At 58.9% G+C, this 17,544-nt stretch carries 15 protein-coding genes and 2 tRNA genes; 16 read left to right on the top strand and 1 reads right to left on the bottom strand.

Going from position 1 to position 17,544, the window contains the following annotated elements:
- The first annotated feature begins 46 nt into the window (after nucleotides 1-46).
- Nucleotides 47-3,268, top strand: coding sequence for a carbamoyl-phosphate synthase large subunit (carB, locus tag ACYP2A_RS31255; RefSeq protein ID WP_459749773.1), 3,222 nt, complete (start codon nucleotides 47-49; stop codon nucleotides 3,266-3,268).
- Complete coding sequence (gene greA / locus ACYP2A_RS31250) at nucleotides 3,265-3,741, top strand: transcription elongation factor GreA (RefSeq protein ID WP_459749772.1); 477 nt, start codon at nucleotides 3,265-3,267, stop codon at nucleotides 3,739-3,741. The genes carB and greA overlap by 4 nt, the downstream gene beginning before the upstream one ends.
- A gap of 112 nt (nucleotides 3,742-3,853) precedes the next feature.
- Here the strand turns inward: greA and ACYP2A_RS31245 are convergent, their stop codons facing one another.
- Nucleotides 3,854-4,162: a YhbY family RNA-binding protein gene (locus tag ACYP2A_RS31245; protein ID WP_459749771.1), complete on the bottom strand. Its 309-nt coding sequence runs from the start codon at nucleotides 4,160-4,162 to the stop codon at nucleotides 3,854-3,856.
- Between the two features lie 101 nt (nucleotides 4,163-4,263).
- Here ACYP2A_RS31245 and rlmE point away from each other — a divergent pair, with 101 nt between their 5' ends.
- The 14 genes from rlmE to rpsO all read left to right on the top strand — a co-directional run bounded on the left by rlmE (nucleotide 4,264) and on the right by rpsO (nucleotide 17,360).
- The gene (gene rlmE, locus ACYP2A_RS31240) at nucleotides 4,264-4,914 is read left to right on the top strand and encodes a 23S rRNA (uridine(2552)-2'-O)-methyltransferase RlmE (RefSeq protein WP_459749770.1); all 651 of its coding nucleotides are present in this window, start codon (nucleotides 4,264-4,266) and stop codon (nucleotides 4,912-4,914) included.
- Between the two features lie 192 nt (nucleotides 4,915-5,106).
- Nucleotides 5,107-7,008 (top strand): ATP-dependent zinc metalloprotease FtsH, encoded by a 1,902-nt coding sequence (gene ftsH, locus ACYP2A_RS31235; RefSeq protein WP_459749769.1) that lies wholly within the window; start codon nucleotides 5,107-5,109, stop codon nucleotides 7,006-7,008.
- 8 nt (nucleotides 7,009-7,016) lie between these two features.
- On the top strand, nucleotides 7,017-7,868 hold the full coding sequence (gene folP, locus ACYP2A_RS31230) for a dihydropteroate synthase (protein ID WP_459749768.1): 852 nt from the start codon (nucleotides 7,017-7,019) through the stop codon (nucleotides 7,866-7,868).
- Nucleotides 7,869-7,886: 18 nt separating this feature from the next.
- Nucleotides 7,887-9,227, top strand: a complete 1,341-nt coding sequence (gene glmM / locus ACYP2A_RS31225; protein WP_459749767.1) for a phosphoglucosamine mutase — start codon at nucleotides 7,887-7,889, stop codon at nucleotides 9,225-9,227.
- 65 nt (nucleotides 9,228-9,292) lie between these two features.
- Nucleotides 9,293-10,048: a triose-phosphate isomerase gene (gene tpiA / locus ACYP2A_RS31220; protein ID WP_459749766.1), complete on the top strand. Its 756-nt coding sequence runs from the start codon at nucleotides 9,293-9,295 to the stop codon at nucleotides 10,046-10,048.
- Between the two features lie 4 nt (nucleotides 10,049-10,052).
- Nucleotides 10,053-10,433, top strand: coding sequence for a preprotein translocase subunit SecG (secG, locus tag ACYP2A_RS31215; protein WP_459749765.1), 381 nt, complete (start codon nucleotides 10,053-10,055; stop codon nucleotides 10,431-10,433).
- A 57-nt stretch (nucleotides 10,434-10,490) separates the two neighbouring features.
- Nucleotides 10,491-10,576: transfer RNA gene (locus tag ACYP2A_RS31210), tRNA-Leu, on the top strand.
- A gap of 95 nt (nucleotides 10,577-10,671) precedes the next feature.
- Nucleotides 10,672-10,748: transfer RNA gene (locus ACYP2A_RS31205), tRNA-Met, on the top strand.
- 130 nt (nucleotides 10,749-10,878) lie between these two features.
- Nucleotides 10,879-11,337 (top strand): ribosome maturation factor RimP, encoded by a 459-nt coding sequence (gene rimP, locus ACYP2A_RS31200; RefSeq protein WP_459749764.1) that lies wholly within the window; start codon nucleotides 10,879-10,881, stop codon nucleotides 11,335-11,337.
- 59 nt (nucleotides 11,338-11,396) lie between these two features.
- A complete protein-coding gene (nusA, locus tag ACYP2A_RS31195) occupies nucleotides 11,397-12,878 on the top strand; it encodes a transcription termination factor NusA (protein WP_459749763.1) in 1,482 nt (493 codons plus the stop codon).
- A gap of 26 nt (nucleotides 12,879-12,904) precedes the next feature.
- Entirely contained in the window at nucleotides 12,905-15,469 is a 2,565-nt protein-coding gene (gene infB, locus ACYP2A_RS31190) for a translation initiation factor IF-2 (protein WP_459749762.1), read from the top strand.
- Nucleotides 15,470-15,606: 137 nt separating this feature from the next.
- Entirely contained in the window at nucleotides 15,607-16,008 is a 402-nt protein-coding gene (rbfA, locus tag ACYP2A_RS31185) for a 30S ribosome-binding factor RbfA (protein WP_459749761.1), read from the top strand.
- Nucleotides 16,009-16,011: 3 nt separating this feature from the next.
- Nucleotides 16,012-16,929: a tRNA pseudouridine(55) synthase TruB gene (truB, locus tag ACYP2A_RS31180; RefSeq protein WP_459749760.1), complete on the top strand. Its 918-nt coding sequence runs from the start codon at nucleotides 16,012-16,014 to the stop codon at nucleotides 16,927-16,929.
- A gap of 161 nt (nucleotides 16,930-17,090) precedes the next feature.
- The gene (gene rpsO, locus ACYP2A_RS31175) at nucleotides 17,091-17,360 is read left to right on the top strand and encodes a 30S ribosomal protein S15 (protein WP_459749759.1); all 270 of its coding nucleotides are present in this window, start codon (nucleotides 17,091-17,093) and stop codon (nucleotides 17,358-17,360) included.
- Nucleotides 17,361-17,544 lie beyond the last annotated feature (184 nt).

Genomic DNA, 17,544 nt, shown 5'->3' with positions numbered 1-17,544 from the left:
ATTCAAGACGGCTTGCCGACTGATTTGCGGAGTTGAGTGACAACCCATGCCAAAACGTACAGACATTAAAAGTATCCTGATTCTCGGCGCCGGCCCCATCGTGATCGGCCAGGCCTGCGAATTCGACTACTCCGGCGCCCAGGCCTGTAAGGCCCTGCGCGAAGAGGGTTACCGCGTCATCCTGGTGAACTCCAACCCGGCCACCATCATGACCGACCCGGCCATGGCTGACGCCACCTACATCGAGCCGATCAAGTGGCAGACCGTTGCCAAGATCATCGAAAAAGAGCGTCCTGATGCCGTACTGCCGACCATGGGCGGCCAGACCGCGCTGAACTGCGCGCTGGATCTTGAGCGCGAAGGCGTTCTGGAGAAATTCGGTGTGGAAATGATCGGCGCCAATGCCGACACCATCGACAAGGCCGAAGACCGCTCGCGTTTCGACAAGGCCATGAAGGCCATCGGCCTGGCGTGCCCGCGTTCCGGTATTGCCCACAGCATGGAAGAGGCCTTCGCGGTGCTCGAAAAGCTGGGCTTCCCGTGCATCATTCGTCCGTCCTTCACCATGGGCGGCACCGGTGGCGGTATCGCTTACAACCGTGAAGAGTTCGAAGAAATCTGTGCCCGTGGTTTGGACCTGTCGCCGACCAAGGAGCTGCTGATCGACGAATCGCTGATCGGCTGGAAAGAGTACGAGATGGAAGTGGTCCGCGACAAAAAGGACAACTGCATCATCGTCTGCTCGATCGAAAACTTCGACCCGATGGGCGTGCACACCGGTGACTCGATCACTGTCGCGCCGGCCCAGACCCTGACCGACAAGGAATACCAGATCCTGCGTAACGCCTCCCTGGCGGTGCTGCGCGAGATCGGCGTTGAAACCGGTGGTTCCAACGTGCAGTTCGGCATCTGCCCGAACACCGGCCGCATGGTCGTGATCGAGATGAACCCGCGTGTATCGCGTTCCTCGGCACTGGCTTCCAAGGCCACCGGCTTCCCGATTGCCAAGGTCGCCGCCAAGCTGGCTGTCGGTTACACCCTCGATGAACTGCAGAACGACATCACCGGTGGCAAGACCCCGGCGTCCTTCGAACCGTCCATCGACTACGTGGTCACCAAGCTGCCACGCTTTGCTTTCGAAAAATTCGCCAATGCCGACGCGCGTCTGACCACGCAGATGAAGTCGGTGGGTGAGGTCATGGCCATCGGCCGTACGTTCCAGGAGTCCTTGCAAAAGGCCCTGCGCGGCCTGGAAGTGGGTGTTTGCGGTCTGGACCCGAAGGTCGACCTGAGCCATCCAGACAGCATGAGTACCCTCAAGCGCGAGCTGACCGTGCCGGGTGCCGAGCGTATCTGGTACGTCGCCGACGCCTTCCGCGCCGGCATGACCGTCGAAGAGATCTTCGACATGAACATGATCGACCCTTGGTTCCTGGTGCAGATCGAAGACCTGATAAAGGACGAAGAGAAGGTCAAGACCCTGGGTCTGTCGGCCATCGATCGTGACCTGATGCTGCGTCTGAAGCGCAAGGGCTTCTCCGATGCGCGTCTGGCCAAGCTGCTGGGTGTGACCGAGAAGAACCTGCGCACGCATCGCCACAAGCTGGACGTGCTGCCGGTCTACAAGCGCGTCGACACTTGCGCGGCCGAGTTCGCCACCGACACCGCCTACATGTACTCGACGTACGAAGAAGAGTGCGAGGCCAACCCGTCGGCCCGCGACAAGATCATGATTTTGGGCGGCGGTCCTAACCGTATCGGCCAGGGCATCGAGTTCGACTACTGCTGTGTGCATGCGGCCCTGGCGCTGCGTGAAGATGGCTATGAAACGATCATGGTCAACTGCAACCCGGAAACCGTTTCCACCGACTACGACACTTCCGACCGCCTGTATTTCGAGCCGGTTACCCTGGAAGACGTGCTGGAAATCGTCCGAGTCGAGAAGCCTAAAGGCGTGATCGTCCAGTACGGCGGCCAGACCCCGCTGAAACTGGCGCGTGCCCTGGAAGCGGCCGGCGTGCCGATCATCGGTACCAGCCCTGACGCCATCGACCGTGCCGAAGACCGCGAGCGCTTCCAGCAGATGGTCGAGCGCCTGAACCTGCGTCAGCCGCCAAACGCCACCGTGCGCAGCGAAGACGAAGCGATTCGTGCTGCTGCCAAGATCGGTTACCCGCTGGTTGTGCGTCCGTCCTATGTACTGGGCGGCCGGGCGATGGAAATCGTCTACCAGGAAGACGAACTCAAGCGTTACCTGCGCGAAGCGGTGCAAGTGTCCAACGACAGCCCGGTGCTGCTGGACCACTTCCTCAATTGCGCCATCGAAATGGACGTTGACGCTGTCTGCGACGGCACCGATGTGGTCATCGGCGCCATCATGCAGCACATCGAGCAGGCCGGCGTTCACTCCGGTGACTCGGCATGCTCGCTGCCGCCTTATTCGCTGCCGGCGCACATCCAGGACGAGATGCGCGAGCAGGTCAAGAAAATGGCGCTGGAGCTGGGTGTTGTCGGCCTGATGAACGTGCAGTTGGCGTTGCAGGGCGAAGACATCTACGTCATCGAAGTCAACCCGCGTGCTTCGCGTACCGTGCCGTTCGTTTCCAAGTGCATCGGTGTTTCCCTGGCGATGATTGCCGCGCGCGTCATGGCCGGCAAGACCCTTAAAGAACTGGGCTTCACCAAGGAAATCATTCCGAACTTCTACAGCGTCAAGGAAGCGGTGTTCCCGTTCGCCAAGTTCCCTGGTGTCGACCCGATTCTCGGCCCTGAGATGAAGTCGACCGGCGAAGTGATGGGTGTGGGCGATACCTTTGGCGAAGCCTTCGCCAAGGCGCAGATGGGTGCCAGCGAAACCTTGCCGACCGGCGGTACTGCCTTCATCAGCGTGCGTGACGACGACAAGCCACTGGTGGCCGGTGTTGCCCGTGACCTGATCGGTCTGGGCTTCGATGTGGTCGCGACCGCAGGCACTGCCAAGCTGATCGAGGCCGCTGGCCTGAAAGTGCGCCGCGTCAACAAGGTGACCGAAGGTCGTCCGCACGTTGTCGACATGATCAAGAATGACGAAGTCACGCTGATTATCAACACCACCGAAGGGCGTCAGTCGATTGCTGATTCCTACTCCATTCGTCGCAATGCGTTGCAGCACAAGATCTACTGCACCACGACCATTGCGGCTGGCGAAGCTGTCTGTGAGGCGCTCAAGTTCGGTCCCGAGAAGACCGTACGTCGCCTGCAGGACCTGCATGCAGGATTGAAAGGATGATTAAATACCCAATGACCGTCCAGGGCGCTCGCGCCCTGGAAGAGGAACATGCCCACCTGACCAAGGTGGTTCGCCCCAAGCTCAGCCAGGACATCGGTACTGCGCGCGAGTTGGGTGACCTCAAGGAAAACGCTGAATACCATGCCGCGCGCGAACAGCAAGGCATGGTCGAGGCGCGTATCCGCGATATCGAAGGCCGTATGCAGAACGCCGTGGTGATCGACGTCACCACGATTGCGCACACCGGCAAGGTAATTTTCGGTACGACGGTTGAAATCGCCAATGTTGAAACCGACGAGAGTGTGGTCTATCAGATCGTTGGAGAAGACGAAGCAGACATCAAGCTGGGCAAGATCTCGGTAGGCTCACCCATTGCTCGTGCCTTGATTGCCAAGGAAGAGGGTGATGTCGTGGTCGTGAAAACACCGGGTGGTGTGATCGAGTACGAGATCATCGAGGTTCGCCACATCTGAGGCGACTTGTGAGTCTGCTGTAAGCTGACGCTTTGGCCGCCCGCCCGGAGACTCCGGGTGGGCGGCCTGCTTTCAAGTGTCAGGCGGCGAATGCAGCCTGCGTAAAGCGGTTTTAGCTGGCGCGATGAACGTTGGACAGGTTCTTGTTGACCTTGGGGTTCTTGCGGTAGATCAATGCCATCTTGCCAATGACCTGCACCAGCTCCGCAGAACCTGTCTTGCACAGCCCGGCAATGGCTTGCAGGCGGCTTTCACGGTCGAGGATGTTGAGCTTGACCTTGATCAGTTCGTGATCGCTCAGCGCGCGCTCCAGCTCTGCGAGCACACCTTCGGTCAATCCGTTGTCTGCCACGATCAGAACCGGTTTCAGATGGTGGCCAATGGATTTGTACTGTTTCTTCTGCTCTTGAGTGAGCGGCATAATGACCCCTGCGTCTGGTCTGGTAAAAACGGCGGCCAGTTTACCCGAGCGAGTCGGGGACCGCCCTATTAATCGTGACCCGTTTATTTTCGAGGTGCCCAGTGAAGCCTTCCAAGTCCAGCCAGAATTGGCTGAAAGAACATTTCGACGACAAATACGTGAAAATGGCGCAAAAGGACGGCTACCGTTCGCGTGCCAGCTACAAGCTTCTGGAGATCCAGGAGAAGGACAAGATCATTCGTCCTGGCATGACCGTCGTTGACCTCGGCGCTGCGCCCGGCGGCTGGTCGCAGGTCACCAGCCGGCTGATCGGCGGGCAGGGGCGCCTCATCGCTTCGGACATCCTGGAGATGGACGCCATCGGCGATGTCACCTTCATTCAGGGCGACTTCACCGAAGACGCCGTGCTGACGCAAATCCTCGAAGCGGTCGGTAATACACAGGTAGACCTTGTGATTTCCGATATGGCCCCCAATATGAGTGGATTGAGTGCGGTCGACATGCCGCGCGCCATGTTCCTTTGCGAACTGGCACTGGATCTGGCGGGTCGTATCTTGCGTCCCGGCGGAGATTTTCTGATCAAGATCTTCCAGGGCGAAGGTTTCGACGTTTATCACAAAGACGTTCGCCGCCTGTTCGACAAGGTGCAGATGCGCAAGCCGCTGTCGTCACGCGACAGGTCTCGCGAGCAGTACATGCTGGCCCGTGGTTTCCGCGGTATTGAAGGTTCGGCCAGCATCGAGCGTTTTTGAGGCCTGGCGATAGCTTTTTTCAAATGGCATGAAAATGCCGCCTGAACGAACATCGCGTAGCTAAAGTTTCACAAAGGGTTACAGACGGTGCCTGCCACGATTGGGGGTTCTGTAGTAAGTTAGGGCGGTGATTATCATGCGAGGCACGCTTGCGGCGTGGAGCTTGCTTCAGAGGGTAGCTAATTGAACGATATGGCAAAGAATTTGATCTTGTGGTTGATCATCGCGGCTGTCCTGGTGACGGTGATGAACAACTTCTCCAGCCCGAACGAACCGCAGACCCTCAACTATTCCGAATTCATCCAGCAGGTGAAGGACGGCAAGGTCGAGAAGGTCGCTGTTGATGGCTATGTCATCACCGGCAAGCGCAGTGACGGCGACACCTTCAAGACCATCCGCCCGGCAATTCAGGACAATGGCCTGATCGGCGATCTGGTCGACAACAATGTCGTGGTCGAAGGCAAGCAGCCTGAGCAGCAGAGCATCTGGACCCAGTTGCTGGTCGCCAGCTTCCCGATCCTGGTCATCATCGCGGTGTTCATGTTCTTCATGCGCCAGATGCAAGGCGGTGCCGGTGGCAAGGGCGGGCCGATGAGCTTTGGCAAGAGCAAGGCGCGCCTGTTGTCCGAAGACCAGGTCAAGACGACCCTGGCTGACGTGGCCGGGTGTGACGAAGCCAAGGAAGAAGTCGGCGAACTGGTCGAGTTCCTGCGTGATCCTGGCAAGTTTCAGCGCCTGGGCGGTCGCATTCCGCGCGGCGTGCTGATGGTGGGGCCACCGGGTACCGGTAAGACCTTGCTGGCCAAGGCCATTGCGGGCGAAGCCAAGGTGCCGTTCTTCACCATCTCCGGTTCCGACTTCGTCGAAATGTTCGTGGGTGTCGGTGCAAGCCGTGTCCGCGACATGTTCGAGCAGGCCAAGAAGCACGCACCGTGCATCATCTTCATCGACGAGATCGACGCCGTGGGTCGCCACCGTGGCGCCGGCATGGGTGGTGGCCACGACGAACGCGAGCAGACCCTCAACCAGTTGCTGGTTGAAATGGACGGCTTCGAAATGAACGATGGCATCATCGTCATTGCCGCCACCAACCGTCCCGATGTACTGGACCCGGCGCTGCTGCGTCCTGGCCGCTTCGACCGTCAGGTCGTCGTTGGCTTGCCGGACATCCGTGGCCGTGAGCAGATCCTCAAGGTCCACATGCGCAAGGTGCCGATGGGCGAAGACGTTCAGCCTGCAGTCATTGCGCGCGGTACGCCTGGCTTCTCCGGTGCAGACCTGGCCAACCTAGTCAACGAAGCCTCGCTGTTCGCGGCTCGTAACGGCAAGCGTCTGGTCGAAATGAAAGAGTTCGAACTGGCCAAAGACAAGATCATGATGGGCGCCGAGCGCAAGACCATGGTCATGTCCGAGAAAGAGAAGCAGAACACCGCTTACCACGAGGCAGGTCATGCCATCGTCGGTCGTCTGGTGCCTGAGCACGATCCGGTCTACAAGGTCTCGATCATTCCGCGCGGCCGTGCGCTGGGTGTGACCATGTTCCTGCCCGAAGAAGATCGCTACAGCCTGTCCAAGCGTGCACTGAACAGCCAGATCTGCTCGTTGTACGGTGGTCGTATCGCTGAAGAGATGACTCTGGGTTTCGATGGTGTCACCACCGGTGCCTCCAACGACATCATGCGTGCCAGCCAGATCGCACGGAACATGGTGACCAAGTGGGGGCTGTCCGAGAAGCTTGGCCCGCTGATGTACACCGAAGACGAAGATTCGGGTTTCCTGGGGCGTGGTTCGAGCCAGAACACCAGTTTCTCCGGTGACACCGCCAAGTTGATCGACTCGGAAGTACGCAGCATCATCGACCACTGCTACGACACGGCCAGGCAGTTGCTGACCGACAACCGTGACAAGCTCGATGCCATGGCTGAGGCACTGATGAAATACGAGACTATCGATGCGGATCAGATCGACGACATCATGTCCGGTCGTCCGCCTCGCGAGCCGCGTGACTGGGAAGGTGGTTCGGGTACCAAAGGTACTCCGATTCCCGATTCCCGTCCCGAAGCCCCTATCGGCGGCCCTGCTGCTGACCATTAAGGCCTGACATGACAGTTGCGCTGTACCCGACCCGGTTGCCTTGCGGCAACCGGGTTCTTGATTTGGCCCGGACGCATGTCATGGGCATCCTTAACGCGACCCCGGACTCCTTCTCCGACGGCGGTCGATACGCCCAGCTTGATGCTGCCATGCGCCATGCCGAAGGTATGGTGCGTTCCGGGGCAACCCTGATCGATATCGGTGGCGAATCGACCCGGCCCGGCGCTGCCGTGGTGTCGGTCGATGAAGAGCTGGAGCGCGTCGCGCCTCTGGTCGAGCGCGTTGCCCGCGAGCTGGATGTCATTATCTCGGTCGATACTTCTACGCCCGAAGTGATGCGTGAAACGGCAAGGCTCGGCGCGGGTCTGATCAACGATGTCAGGTCGTTGCGCCGCCCTGGCGCGTTACAGGCTGCTGCGCAAAGCGGTTTGCCGGTCTGTTTGATGCATATGCTGGGCGAGCCTGGCGATATGCAGGACAATCCGCACTACGAAAACCTGGTGGTCGAAGTCGGTGATTTCCTGAAGGCGCGCATGGCTGAATGTGCAGCGGCAGGGATCGATTCCGGGCGTATCATCCTTGATCCCGGCTTTGGTTTCGCCAAGACCGTAGCGCACAATCTCAGTCTGTTCCGGCACATGGAAGCCTTGCACGCATTGGGTCGACCTCTGTTGGTGGGCGTGTCGCGCAAGAGCATGATCGGCGCCGTACTGGAGCGCCCGGTCGGTGAGCGGTTATACGGCGGGTTGGCCCTGGCTGCCTTGGCGATGACCAAGGGAGCACGAATCCTGCGTGTGCATGACGTCGCTGAAACAGCCGATGTAGTGCGCATGATTGCAGCTGTCGAATCGGCAGAATAAGAACACGGTGGAGCACCCATGAGCAGCAGAAAATATTTCGGAACCGATGGCATTCGCGGTCGGGTCGGTCAGTACCCTATTACCCCCGATTTCATGCTCAAGCTGGGCTGGGCGGCGGGCATGGCGTTTCGTCGCTTGGGTGCTTGCCGCATTCTGGTCGGCAAGGACACGCGGATTTCGGGCTACATGTTCGAATCGGCGCTGGAGGCAGGTTTGTCTGCGGCGGGCGCTGATGTCATGCTGCTGGGGCCGATGCCGACTCCCGCCATCGCCTACCTGACCCGCACTTTCCATGCCGAAGCCGGCATCGTGATCAGTGCTTCGCACAATCCGCACTATGACAATGGCATCAAGTTCTTCTCGGGGCAGGGCACCAAGCTGCCCGACGAGATCGAGCTGATGATCGAAGAATTGCTCGATGCGCCGATGACCGTTGCCGAGTCCGACAAGCTCGGCAAAGTGTCGCGTATCAACGACGCGGCCGGTCGCTACATTGAGTTCTGCAAAAGCAGCGTGCCGACCAGCACCAGCTTTGCCGGTCTCAAGCTGGTGGTCGACTGTGCGCATGGGGCGACCTACAAGATTGCCCCTAATGTGTTTCGTGAGCTGGGCGCGCAGGTCACTGTGCTGGCGGCCCAGCCGAACGGTCTCAACATCAACGAAAATTGCGGCTCGACCCACCTTGAGTCCGTGCAAGCGGCGGTGGTGGCTGAAAAGGCCGACCTGGGCATCGCTTTCGATGGCGATGGCGATCGGGTCTTGATGATCGATCACACGGGCGCGGTCGTCGACGGTGACGAGCTGATGTACATCATTGCGCGCGACCTGCATGAGCGTGATCGCCTCAATGGTGGTGTGGTCGGTACCCTGATGAGCAATCTGGGGCTGGAGCTGGGACTGGCCGAGCTGAACATTCCGTTCGTGCGCGCTAATGTCGGCGACCGTTATGTGATTGCCGAGCTGCTGGAGCGTAACTGGCAGCTGGGTGGTGAGAACTCGGGTCACGTGGTGTGCCTGCAGCACACCACCACGGGCGATGCGATCATCGCTGCGCTGCAGGTACTGATGGCCCTGCGTCGCAGTGGCAAGAGCCTGGCAGAGGCTCGGCAGGCGCTGCGCAAGTGTCCTCAGGTGCTGATCAACGTGCGTTTTGCTGGTGGCGTCGACCCGGTTACCCATCCATCCGTACAGGACGCCTGTGCCCGCGTTACCGCTGAAATGGCGGGGCGTGGCCGGGTATTGCTGCGCAAGTCCGGGACCGAGCCGCTGGTGCGGGTGATGGTCGAGGGCGAGGATGAAGCGCAAGTGCGCGGTTATGCCGAAGAGCTGGCAAAACTGGTTGCTGAAGTTTGTGCTTGATACGGCTTGCCAGCCTTTGCAGTGTTGGGTAACATCTGCGCCCACTTTGACCGACGAGGTACAGCATGCGTCGCACGATGGTAGCTGGTAACTGGAAAATGCACGGTACCCGCGCCAGCGTCGCTGAGCTGATCGACGGGCTTGCTGCACAGACTCTGCCTGGCAGTGTCGATGTTGCAGTCTTCCCTTCGAGCCTGCATGTGGGTCTGGTAATCGACGGCCTTCGGGAAACGTCGATTGCCGTCGGTGCTCAGGACGCAGCCGTACAGGCTGGCCAGGGTGCGCTGACAGGTGAGATCGCGTCGAGCCAGCTGGCCGATGCGGGTTGCAAGCTGGTGCTGGTTGGGCACTCCGAGCGTCGCCTGTTGCTGGGTGAGTCGGATGAGGTGCTGAATCGCAAGTTTGCTGCCGTTCAGTCTGCGGGTCTGACCCCTGTGCTGTGTATCGGGGAAACCCTGGAGCAGCGCGAGGCGCAACAAACGCTTGAAGTGGTCGGGCAGCAGCTTGACAGTGTCATCAAGGCGTTTGGTATTGAAGCGCTGGTCAATGCTGTAATCGCTTATGAGCCTGTCTGGGCCATCGGCACCGGGTTGACCGCAACGCCTGAGCAAGCGCAAGACGTGCACGCAGCGATTCGTGCGCAGTTGGCAAAAGAGAATCCTGAAGTCGCGCAAGGCGTGCGGCTTCTATATGGCGGCAGCGTCAAGGCGGCCAATGCGGCCGAGTTGTTCAGCATGCCGGATATCGATGGGGGGCTTGTAGGTGGCGCCTCCCTGAATGCAGATGAATTCGGTGCGATCTGTCGCGCCGCGGGAAACTGAAAAAATGCTGGAAACAGTCGTAGTCGTTTTTCATCTGCTGGGTGCACTGGGTGTTGTTGCCCTGGTTCTGATGCAGCAGGGTAAAGGTGCAGAGGCTGGAGCTTCTTTTGGTGCGGGTGCATCAAATACTGTCTTCGGAGGCCAAGGAAGTGCTACCTTTCTGAGTAAGTTTACTGCTATACTCGCTGCATGTTTTTTCATAACTAGCTTGGGCTTAGGCTACTTTGCTAAAGAAAAAGCTCAGCAGTTTGATCAGGTCGGTTTGCCAGATCCAGCTGTAATGGAAATCAAGCAAAAGCCAGCCTCAGATGATGTGCCGATGCTTGAAGGTCAGAAGCCAGCCGCTACTCCAGCTGATGTTCCTGCCGCTCCAGCACAGAAGTAAAAGTTTGCAGTAATACAGATTTCAGGCGGTGTTTGTAGAGATCGCCAAAAGAGTTATGCCGAGGTGGTGGAATTGGTAGACACGCAACCTTGAGGTGGTTGTGCCCATAGGGTGTAGGGGTTCGAGTCCCCTTCTCGGTACCAATTAGCAGGAAAGCCCGCATTAGCGGGCTTTCTTGTGGGCGGATGTTCGATTGACCTGCCAAGGTATCAGTCGTATAATCCGGCCCCAGCTTTGTCGCGGGATGGAGCAGTCTGGTAGCTCGTCGGGCTCATAACCCGAAGGTCGTTGGTTCAAATCCAGCTCCCGCAACCAGTTTTAGCGAAGCCCCTTTTAAGGGGCTTTTTGCTAGCTGTACAGAACATGACGCCGGTGTTCAGCGGCGTCTTCAGTGATGGGCTTTTGCCCATTTTTTTATTTCTAAAGCATGCACGAGGGGGTTCAGATGTCGAGCAAGCTGGAACAGTTGCAGGCCCTACTGGCCCCAGTGGTTGAAGCGCTTGGCTATCAATGCTGGGGAATCGAATTCATTTCCCAAGGCCGGCATTCGCTGCTGCGCATTTATATCGACAAAGAAGACGGCATTCTGGTGGATGACTGCGAAATCGTCAGTCGCCAAATCAGTGGTGTGTTGGATGTAGAAGATCCAATCAGCTCTGAATACACCCTGGAAGTGTCCTCGCCTGGCATGGATCGTCCTCTGTTCAGCATTGAGCAGTTTGCGGCGCACGCCGGGCAACAAGTGAAAATAAAGCTGCGTTCTCCATTTGAGGGACGGCGCAACTTTCAAGGCGTTCTCCGCGGGGTGGAGGAGCAGGATGTCGTGGTGCAGGTCGACAGTAACGAGTATCTGTTGCCGATCGACCTGATCGACAAAGCCAACATTATTCCCGCGTTTGACTGAAACGTGCCAGATGCTGCGGATCCCGCGGATCCAATGGCTTGCGAAAGGCGAGGCGTACGATGAGCAAAGAAGTACTGCTGGTAGTTGAGTCGGTATCCAATGAAAAGGGTGTACCGGCCGGTGTTATTTTTGAAGCGCTGGAGCTGGCACTCGCTACAGCCACCAAGAAGCGCTACGAAGATGAAGTGGATGTGCGTGTTGAAATCAACCGCCACACAGGTAATTACGAAACATTCCGTCGCTGGACTGTGGTCGAAGACGAAGACCTCGACGATCCGGCACACCAATATGCGGTAGACCAGGCCCAGGCGCACAAGCCGGGCGCTGTTGCCGGTGAAGTGATCGAAGAAAAAATCGAGTCCATCGAGTTCGGTCGTATCGCTGCGCAAACGGCCAAACAGGTCATCGTGCAGAAGGTTCGTGAAGCTGAACGTGCCCAGGTTGTCGACGCCTATCGCGAGCGGTTGGGCGAAATCATTTCCGGCACTGTAAAGAAGGTGACGCGTGACAATGTCATCGTTGACCTGGGCAACAATGCCGAAGCCTTGCTGGCACGCGAAGACATCATCTCCCGCGAGACATTCCGGGTCGGTGTTCGTGTACGGGCACTGCTTAAAGAAATTCGCACCGAAAACCGTGGCCCGCAGCTGATTCTGTCGCGTACTGCGCCAGAAATGCTGATTGAGCTTTTCCGTATCGAAGTTCCGGAAATCGCTGAAGGTCTGATCGAGGTGATGGCTGCCTCCCGTGACCCGGGTTCGCGTGCAAAAATCGCTGTTCGCTCCAAGGACAAACGCATCGACCCGCAAGGCGCCTGCATCGGCATGCGCGGTTCGCGTGTCCAGGCTGTTTCCGGCGAGCTGGGTGGCGAGCGTGTGGATATTGTGCTGTGGGACGATAACCCGGCACAGTTTGTGATCAATGCAATGTCCCCTGCTGAAGTAGCGGCAATCATCGTCGATGAAGATGCCCATGCAATGGATATCGCTGTTGGCGCGGACAACCTGGCGCAAGCGATTGGTCGTGGCGGACAGAACGTACGCCTGGCCAGTCAGTTGACCGGCTGGACGCTCAACGTGATGACCGAGTCCGATATTCAGGCCAAGCAGCAGGCAGAGACCGGTGACATTCTGCGCAACTTCATCGACGAGCTGGAAGTCGACGAAGAACTGGCGCAGGTACTGGTTGATGAAGGCTTCACCAGCCTGGAAGAAATTGCCTACGTACCGTTGGAAGAAATGCTCAACATCGACGGCTTTGACGAAGATATTGTCAATGAGCTTCGTGCTCGTGCCAAGGATCGCTTGTTGACCAAAGCCATCGCTACTGAGGAAAAGCTGGCAGACGCCCATCCGGCCGAAGACCTGCTCTCGCTTGAGGGTATGGACAAGGATTTGGCGATGGAACTGGCGGTGCGCGGCGTAATTACCCGCGAAGACCTGGCCGAGCAGTCTATAGATGACCTGCTCGACATCGACGGCATTGACGATGATCGTGCCGGCAAGTTGATCATGGCCGCCCGAGCCCATTGGTTCGAGTAACAGGCGCGGCCTGAGGAGAGAAGTGCATGACGCAAGTCACGGTGAAACAACTGGCCGATGAGGTCAAAACACCGGTAGAGCGCCTGCTGCAGCAGATGCGTGAGGCAGGTCTGCCGCACACCGCCGCCGAGGAACACGTGTCCGACAGTGAGAAGCAATCGTTGCTGACTCACTTGAAAAGCAGCCACAAGGCTAAAGTGGAAGAGCCGCGCAAGATTACCTTGCAGCGCAAGACCACCAGCACCCTGCGTGTTGCCGGCAGCAAGAGCATTAGCGTTGAAGTACGCAAGAAGAAAGTCTTCGTGCAGCGCAGCGCCGAAGAAATCGAAGCCGAGCGCAAGCGCGAGCTGGAAGAGCGCCGTGCGGTAGAAAACGCAGCCCGTCAAAAGGCCGAGGCTGAAGAAGCCAAGCGTCGTGGTGAAGACCAGGCCCGTCGTCAGCCTTTGGCTGCCGCACCTGCGGCCCAGGCTCCGGCACCGGCCAGCAAGCCTGCCGAAGCACCGGCACCGCGCGCTGCAGCTCCAGAGCCTGCACGTGATGTGTCTGGCGCTGCCAACGCTAACGGCGCCCCGGCACCAACGACCATCGAAGTGCGCAAGCGCGAAGAGCGTCGTCCGGACAAGGCTCCTTCGCGTGGTGGCGACGACCGTGCCCCGCGTGGCGATGGCGAGCGCAAAAGCGCCCCGCATCGTCCGTCGAGCAAGGACAAGGCGCCAGCAGTGCGTGTTGCACCGCGTACCACCGATGAAGAAAGCGACGGCTTCCGCCGTGGCGGCCGTGGCAAGTCGAAGCTGAAGAAGCGCAATGCGCATGGCTTCCAGGCGCCGACCGGTCCGGTCATTCGCGACGTCGCTATCGGCGAGACCATCACCGTGGGCGAGCTGGCCGCGAAGATGTCGGTCAAGGCTGCAGAAGTCATCAAGTTCATGTTCAAGATGGGCACTCCAGTGACCATCAACCAGGTGCTGGATCAGGAAACTGCTCACCTGATCGCCGAAGAGCTGGGCCACAAGGTCACGCTGGTCAGCGACAACGCCCTCGAAGAATCGCTGGCCGAGTCCCTGAAATTCGAAGGTGAAACCTTCTCCCGTGCTCCGGTTGTGACCGTAATGGGTCACGTTGACCACGGCAAGACGTCCCTGCTCGACTACATTCGTCGTGCCAAGGTCGCTGCTGGCGAGGCCGGTGGTATCACCCAGCACATCGGTGCCTACCACGTAGAAACCGAGCGCGGCATGGTCACCTTCCTCGACACCCCGGGTCACGCGGCGTTTACCGCCATGCGTGCCCGCGGTGCCAAGGCGACCGACATCGTGATCCTGGTGGTCGCGGCCGACGACGGCGTGATGCCGCAAACCATCGAAGCCGTTCAGCACGCCGTGGCTGCTGGCGTGCCGCTGGTGGTTGCGGTGAACAAGATCGACAAGCCGGGTGCAGACCTGGATCGCATTCGCAGCGAGCTGTCGATCTACGGCGTAACGTCAGAAGAGTGGGGCGGTGATACGCCGTTCGTTCCGGTCTCCGCGAAAATGGGTACCGGTGTCGACGAACTGCTCGAAGCCGTTCTGCTGCAGGCCGAGGTTCTCGAACTCAAGGCCACGCCATCGGCTCCTGGCCGTGGTGTCGTCGTCGAATCGCGTCTGGACAAGGGCCGTGGCCCGGTAGCCACCGTTCTGGTTCAGGACGGTACGCTGCGCCAGGGCGACATGGCCCTGATCGGTTCGAACTTCGGCCGTATCCGCGCCATGCTCGACGAAAACGGCAAGCCTGTGAAGGAAGCCGGTCCGTCGATCCCTGTCGAGATTCTCGGCCTGGACGGCACGCCGGAAGCCGGTGACGAGATGACTGTACTGGCTGACGAGAAGAAAGCCCGTGAAGTCGCGCTGTTCCGTCAAGGCAAGTTCCGCGAAGTCAAACTGGCTCGCGCACATGCTGGCAAGCTGGAAAACATCTTCGAGAACATGGGTCAGGAAGAGAAGAAGACGCTCAACATCGTCCTCAAATCCGACGTCCGTGGTTCCCTCGAGGCCCTGCAAGGTGCCTTGGGTGGTCTGGGTAACGATGAAGTGCAGGTCCGCGTCATTGGTGGCGGTGTCGGTGGTATCACCGAAAGCGACGCCAACCTGGCACTGGCCTCCAGCGCTGTTCTGTTCGGCTTCAACGTGCGTGCCGATGCCGGTGCGCGCAAGATCGTCGAGCAGGAAGGTCTGGATATGCGTTACTACAACGTAATCTACGACATCATCGAAGACGTCAAGAAAGCCCTGACCGGTATGCTGGGCAGCGATGTTCGCGAGAACATCCTGGGCATCGCCGAAGTGCGTGACGTGTTTCGTTCGCCGAAGTTCGGTGCGATCGCAGGCTGTATGGTTATCGAGGGTACGGTCTACCGTAACCGTCCGATCCGTGTACTGCGTGAAGACATCGTTATCTTCGAAGGCGAGCTGGAATCGCTGCGCCGCTTCAAGGACGACGCTGCTGAAGTGCGTAACGGCATGGAATGCGGTATTGGCGTCAAGAGCTACAACGACGTCAAGGTCGGTGACAAGATCGAAGTCTTCGAGAAGGTCCAGGTTGCTCGCAGCCTCTAAACCGCAGGCTTCGGACACGGTGCGTCTGTACCGTGTCGCGAGCTGAACGCAACGCCCGGTCTGACTTACGTCAGGCCGGGCGTTTGCCGCTTTCAGACCGTCAGGGTTTGTGCCCGGGTCAGTAACAGGTATCAAGCATGGCCAAAGAATATAGCCGTACCCAACGCATTGGCGATCAGATGCAGCGCGAGCTGGCGCAACTGATCCGCCGTGAAGTCAAAGACCCGCGCGTCGGTCTGGTCACCATCACCGCCGTGGATGTCAGCCGCGATGTCGGTCACGCCAAGATTTACGTGACCGTGATGGGCCAGGACGATGCCGCAGCCATCGCACAAAGCATCAAGGTGCTCAACACCGCCGCCGGCTTCCTGCGCATGCAACTGGGCCGCGAAATGAAACTGCGCAGCGTGCCGCAATTGCACTTCCATTACGATGAAAGCGTGGTGCGTGGCGCTCACCTCTCGTCGTTGATCGAGCGTGCCGTGGCCGAAGACAGCCAGCATCAGAGCGATGCCGCCTCAGACGATTCCAAGGAGTAACGGGTGGCCCAGGTCAAACGTATCCGCCGTAACGTCAGCGGGATCATTCTGCTCGACAAGCCCTTGGGGTTCACCTCCAATGCGGCCCTGCAAAAGGTACGCTGGCTGCTCAATGCCGAGAAGGCCGGGCACACCGGCAGCCTCGATCCGCTGGCCAGCGGTGTGTTGCCGTTGTGCTTCGGCGAGGCAACCAAGTTCTCGCAGTACCTGCTCGATTCGGACAAGTCCTACGAAACCCTGATGCAACTGGGCAAGACCACTACCACGGGTGACGCCGAAGGCGACGTATTGGTGGAGCGGCCTGTGACCGTTGGTCGCGCGGATATCGAAGCGGCTTTGCCACGATTTCGTGGTCAAATCAGCCAGATACCGCCGATGTACTCGGCCCTCAAGCGCGATGGCCAGCCGCTGTACAAGCTGGCGCGTGCAGGGGAAGTAGTGGAGCGCGAACCGCGTTCTGTTACTATTGCGCGCCTGGAATTGCTGGCGAGCGAAGGCGACACCGCCAGGCTGTCCGTGGACTGCAGTAAAGGCACCTATATCCGTACCCTGGTGGAAGATATCGGTGAGCAACTGGGTTGTGGTGCGTATGTCGCTGAACTGCGACGCACTCAGGCCGGTCCTTTCACGCTGGCCCAGACGGTCACGCTGGAAGAGCTCGAACAGGCCCATGCCGACGGCGGCAACGAAGCGATCGATCGCTTCCTGATGCCATCGGACAGCGGGTTGCAGGACTGGCCACTGTTGAAGTTTTCCGAACACAGTGCGTTCTACTGGTTGCATGGTCAGCCAGTCAGGGCCCCGGACGCGCCGAAATTCGGTATGGTGCGGGTGCAGGATCACGAAGGACGCTTCATCGGAATCGGTGAAGTGAGCGAAGACGGGCGCATTGCGCCGCGTCGGCTGATTCGGTCAGAGTGACCGAAAACCCGCGCAACGACCGGCTTGTCCGGTTGAAGCGAGGGACGAGGGTGGCTGTCAACAGGCACGGTCACATCTCATTATTTAATACGAGGTATTAGCCTCGGCCTGTTGGATGCGTCTGTTGCAGGACGCTTCCTTAGACTTGAAGGATTGCCCACATGGCACTCAGCGTTGAAGATAAAGCTCAGATCGTAACCGACTACCAGCAAGCTCCAGGTGATACTGGTTCGCCAGAAGTGCAAGTTGCACTGCTGACCGCCAACATCAACAAGCTGCAAGGCCACTTCAAAGCCAACGGTAAAGATCACCACTCCCGTCGTGGTCTGATCCGCATGGTAAACCAGCGTCGCAAGCTGCTGGACTACCTGAAAGGCAAAGACGTAAGCCGTTACAGCACCCTGATCGGTCGTCTGGGCCTGCGTCGCTAATAGCGATGTGGCGCTTCTCCTGCTTCGGCTTGTGCGGGTCTTTTCGATGAGACCGGACACGCATCGGCGAGCAGGAATCTGAGGTTGGTTGCCTGCCTGGGCTCATCGGTTCGACCGGTGAGCCTGGCAGGCTTCCAGCCTCAAGTTTTATCTGGACTGTGGAAGGGGCCGATACCCCGCCAGG

Source organism: Pseudomonas sp. 3A(2025), from assembly GCF_054589175.1.
Note: the sequence above shows the minus strand (reverse complement) of the source record. Positions and strands in the feature narration are given on the sequence as shown.

Excerpts from the sequence above, each read along its gene's own strand:
- carB (WP_459749773.1), top strand. The coding sequence starts at position 47 with ATGCCAAAACGTACAGACATTAAAAGTATCCTGATTCTCGGCGCCGGC.
- greA (WP_459749772.1), top strand. The coding sequence starts at position 3,265 with ATGATTAAATACCCAATGACCGTCCAGGGCGCTCGCGCCCTGGAAGAG.
- ACYP2A_RS31245 (WP_459749771.1), bottom strand. The coding sequence starts at position 4,162 with ATGCCGCTCACTCAAGAGCAGAAGAAACAGTACAAATCCATTGGCCAC.
- ftsH (WP_459749769.1), top strand. The coding sequence starts at position 5,107 with ATGGCAAAGAATTTGATCTTGTGGTTGATCATCGCGGCTGTCCTGGTG.
- folP (WP_459749768.1), top strand. The coding sequence starts at position 7,017 with ATGACAGTTGCGCTGTACCCGACCCGGTTGCCTTGCGGCAACCGGGTT.
- glmM (WP_459749767.1), top strand. The coding sequence starts at position 7,887 with ATGAGCAGCAGAAAATATTTCGGAACCGATGGCATTCGCGGTCGGGTC.
- tpiA (WP_459749766.1), top strand. The coding sequence starts at position 9,293 with ATGCGTCGCACGATGGTAGCTGGTAACTGGAAAATGCACGGTACCCGC.
- secG (WP_459749765.1), top strand. The coding sequence starts at position 10,053 with ATGCTGGAAACAGTCGTAGTCGTTTTTCATCTGCTGGGTGCACTGGGT.
- rimP (WP_459749764.1), top strand. The coding sequence starts at position 10,879 with ATGTCGAGCAAGCTGGAACAGTTGCAGGCCCTACTGGCCCCAGTGGTT.
- nusA (WP_459749763.1), top strand. The coding sequence starts at position 11,397 with ATGAGCAAAGAAGTACTGCTGGTAGTTGAGTCGGTATCCAATGAAAAG.
- infB (WP_459749762.1), top strand. The coding sequence starts at position 12,905 with ATGACGCAAGTCACGGTGAAACAACTGGCCGATGAGGTCAAAACACCG.
- rbfA (WP_459749761.1), top strand. The coding sequence starts at position 15,607 with ATGGCCAAAGAATATAGCCGTACCCAACGCATTGGCGATCAGATGCAG.
- rpsO (WP_459749759.1), top strand. The coding sequence starts at position 17,091 with ATGGCACTCAGCGTTGAAGATAAAGCTCAGATCGTAACCGACTACCAG.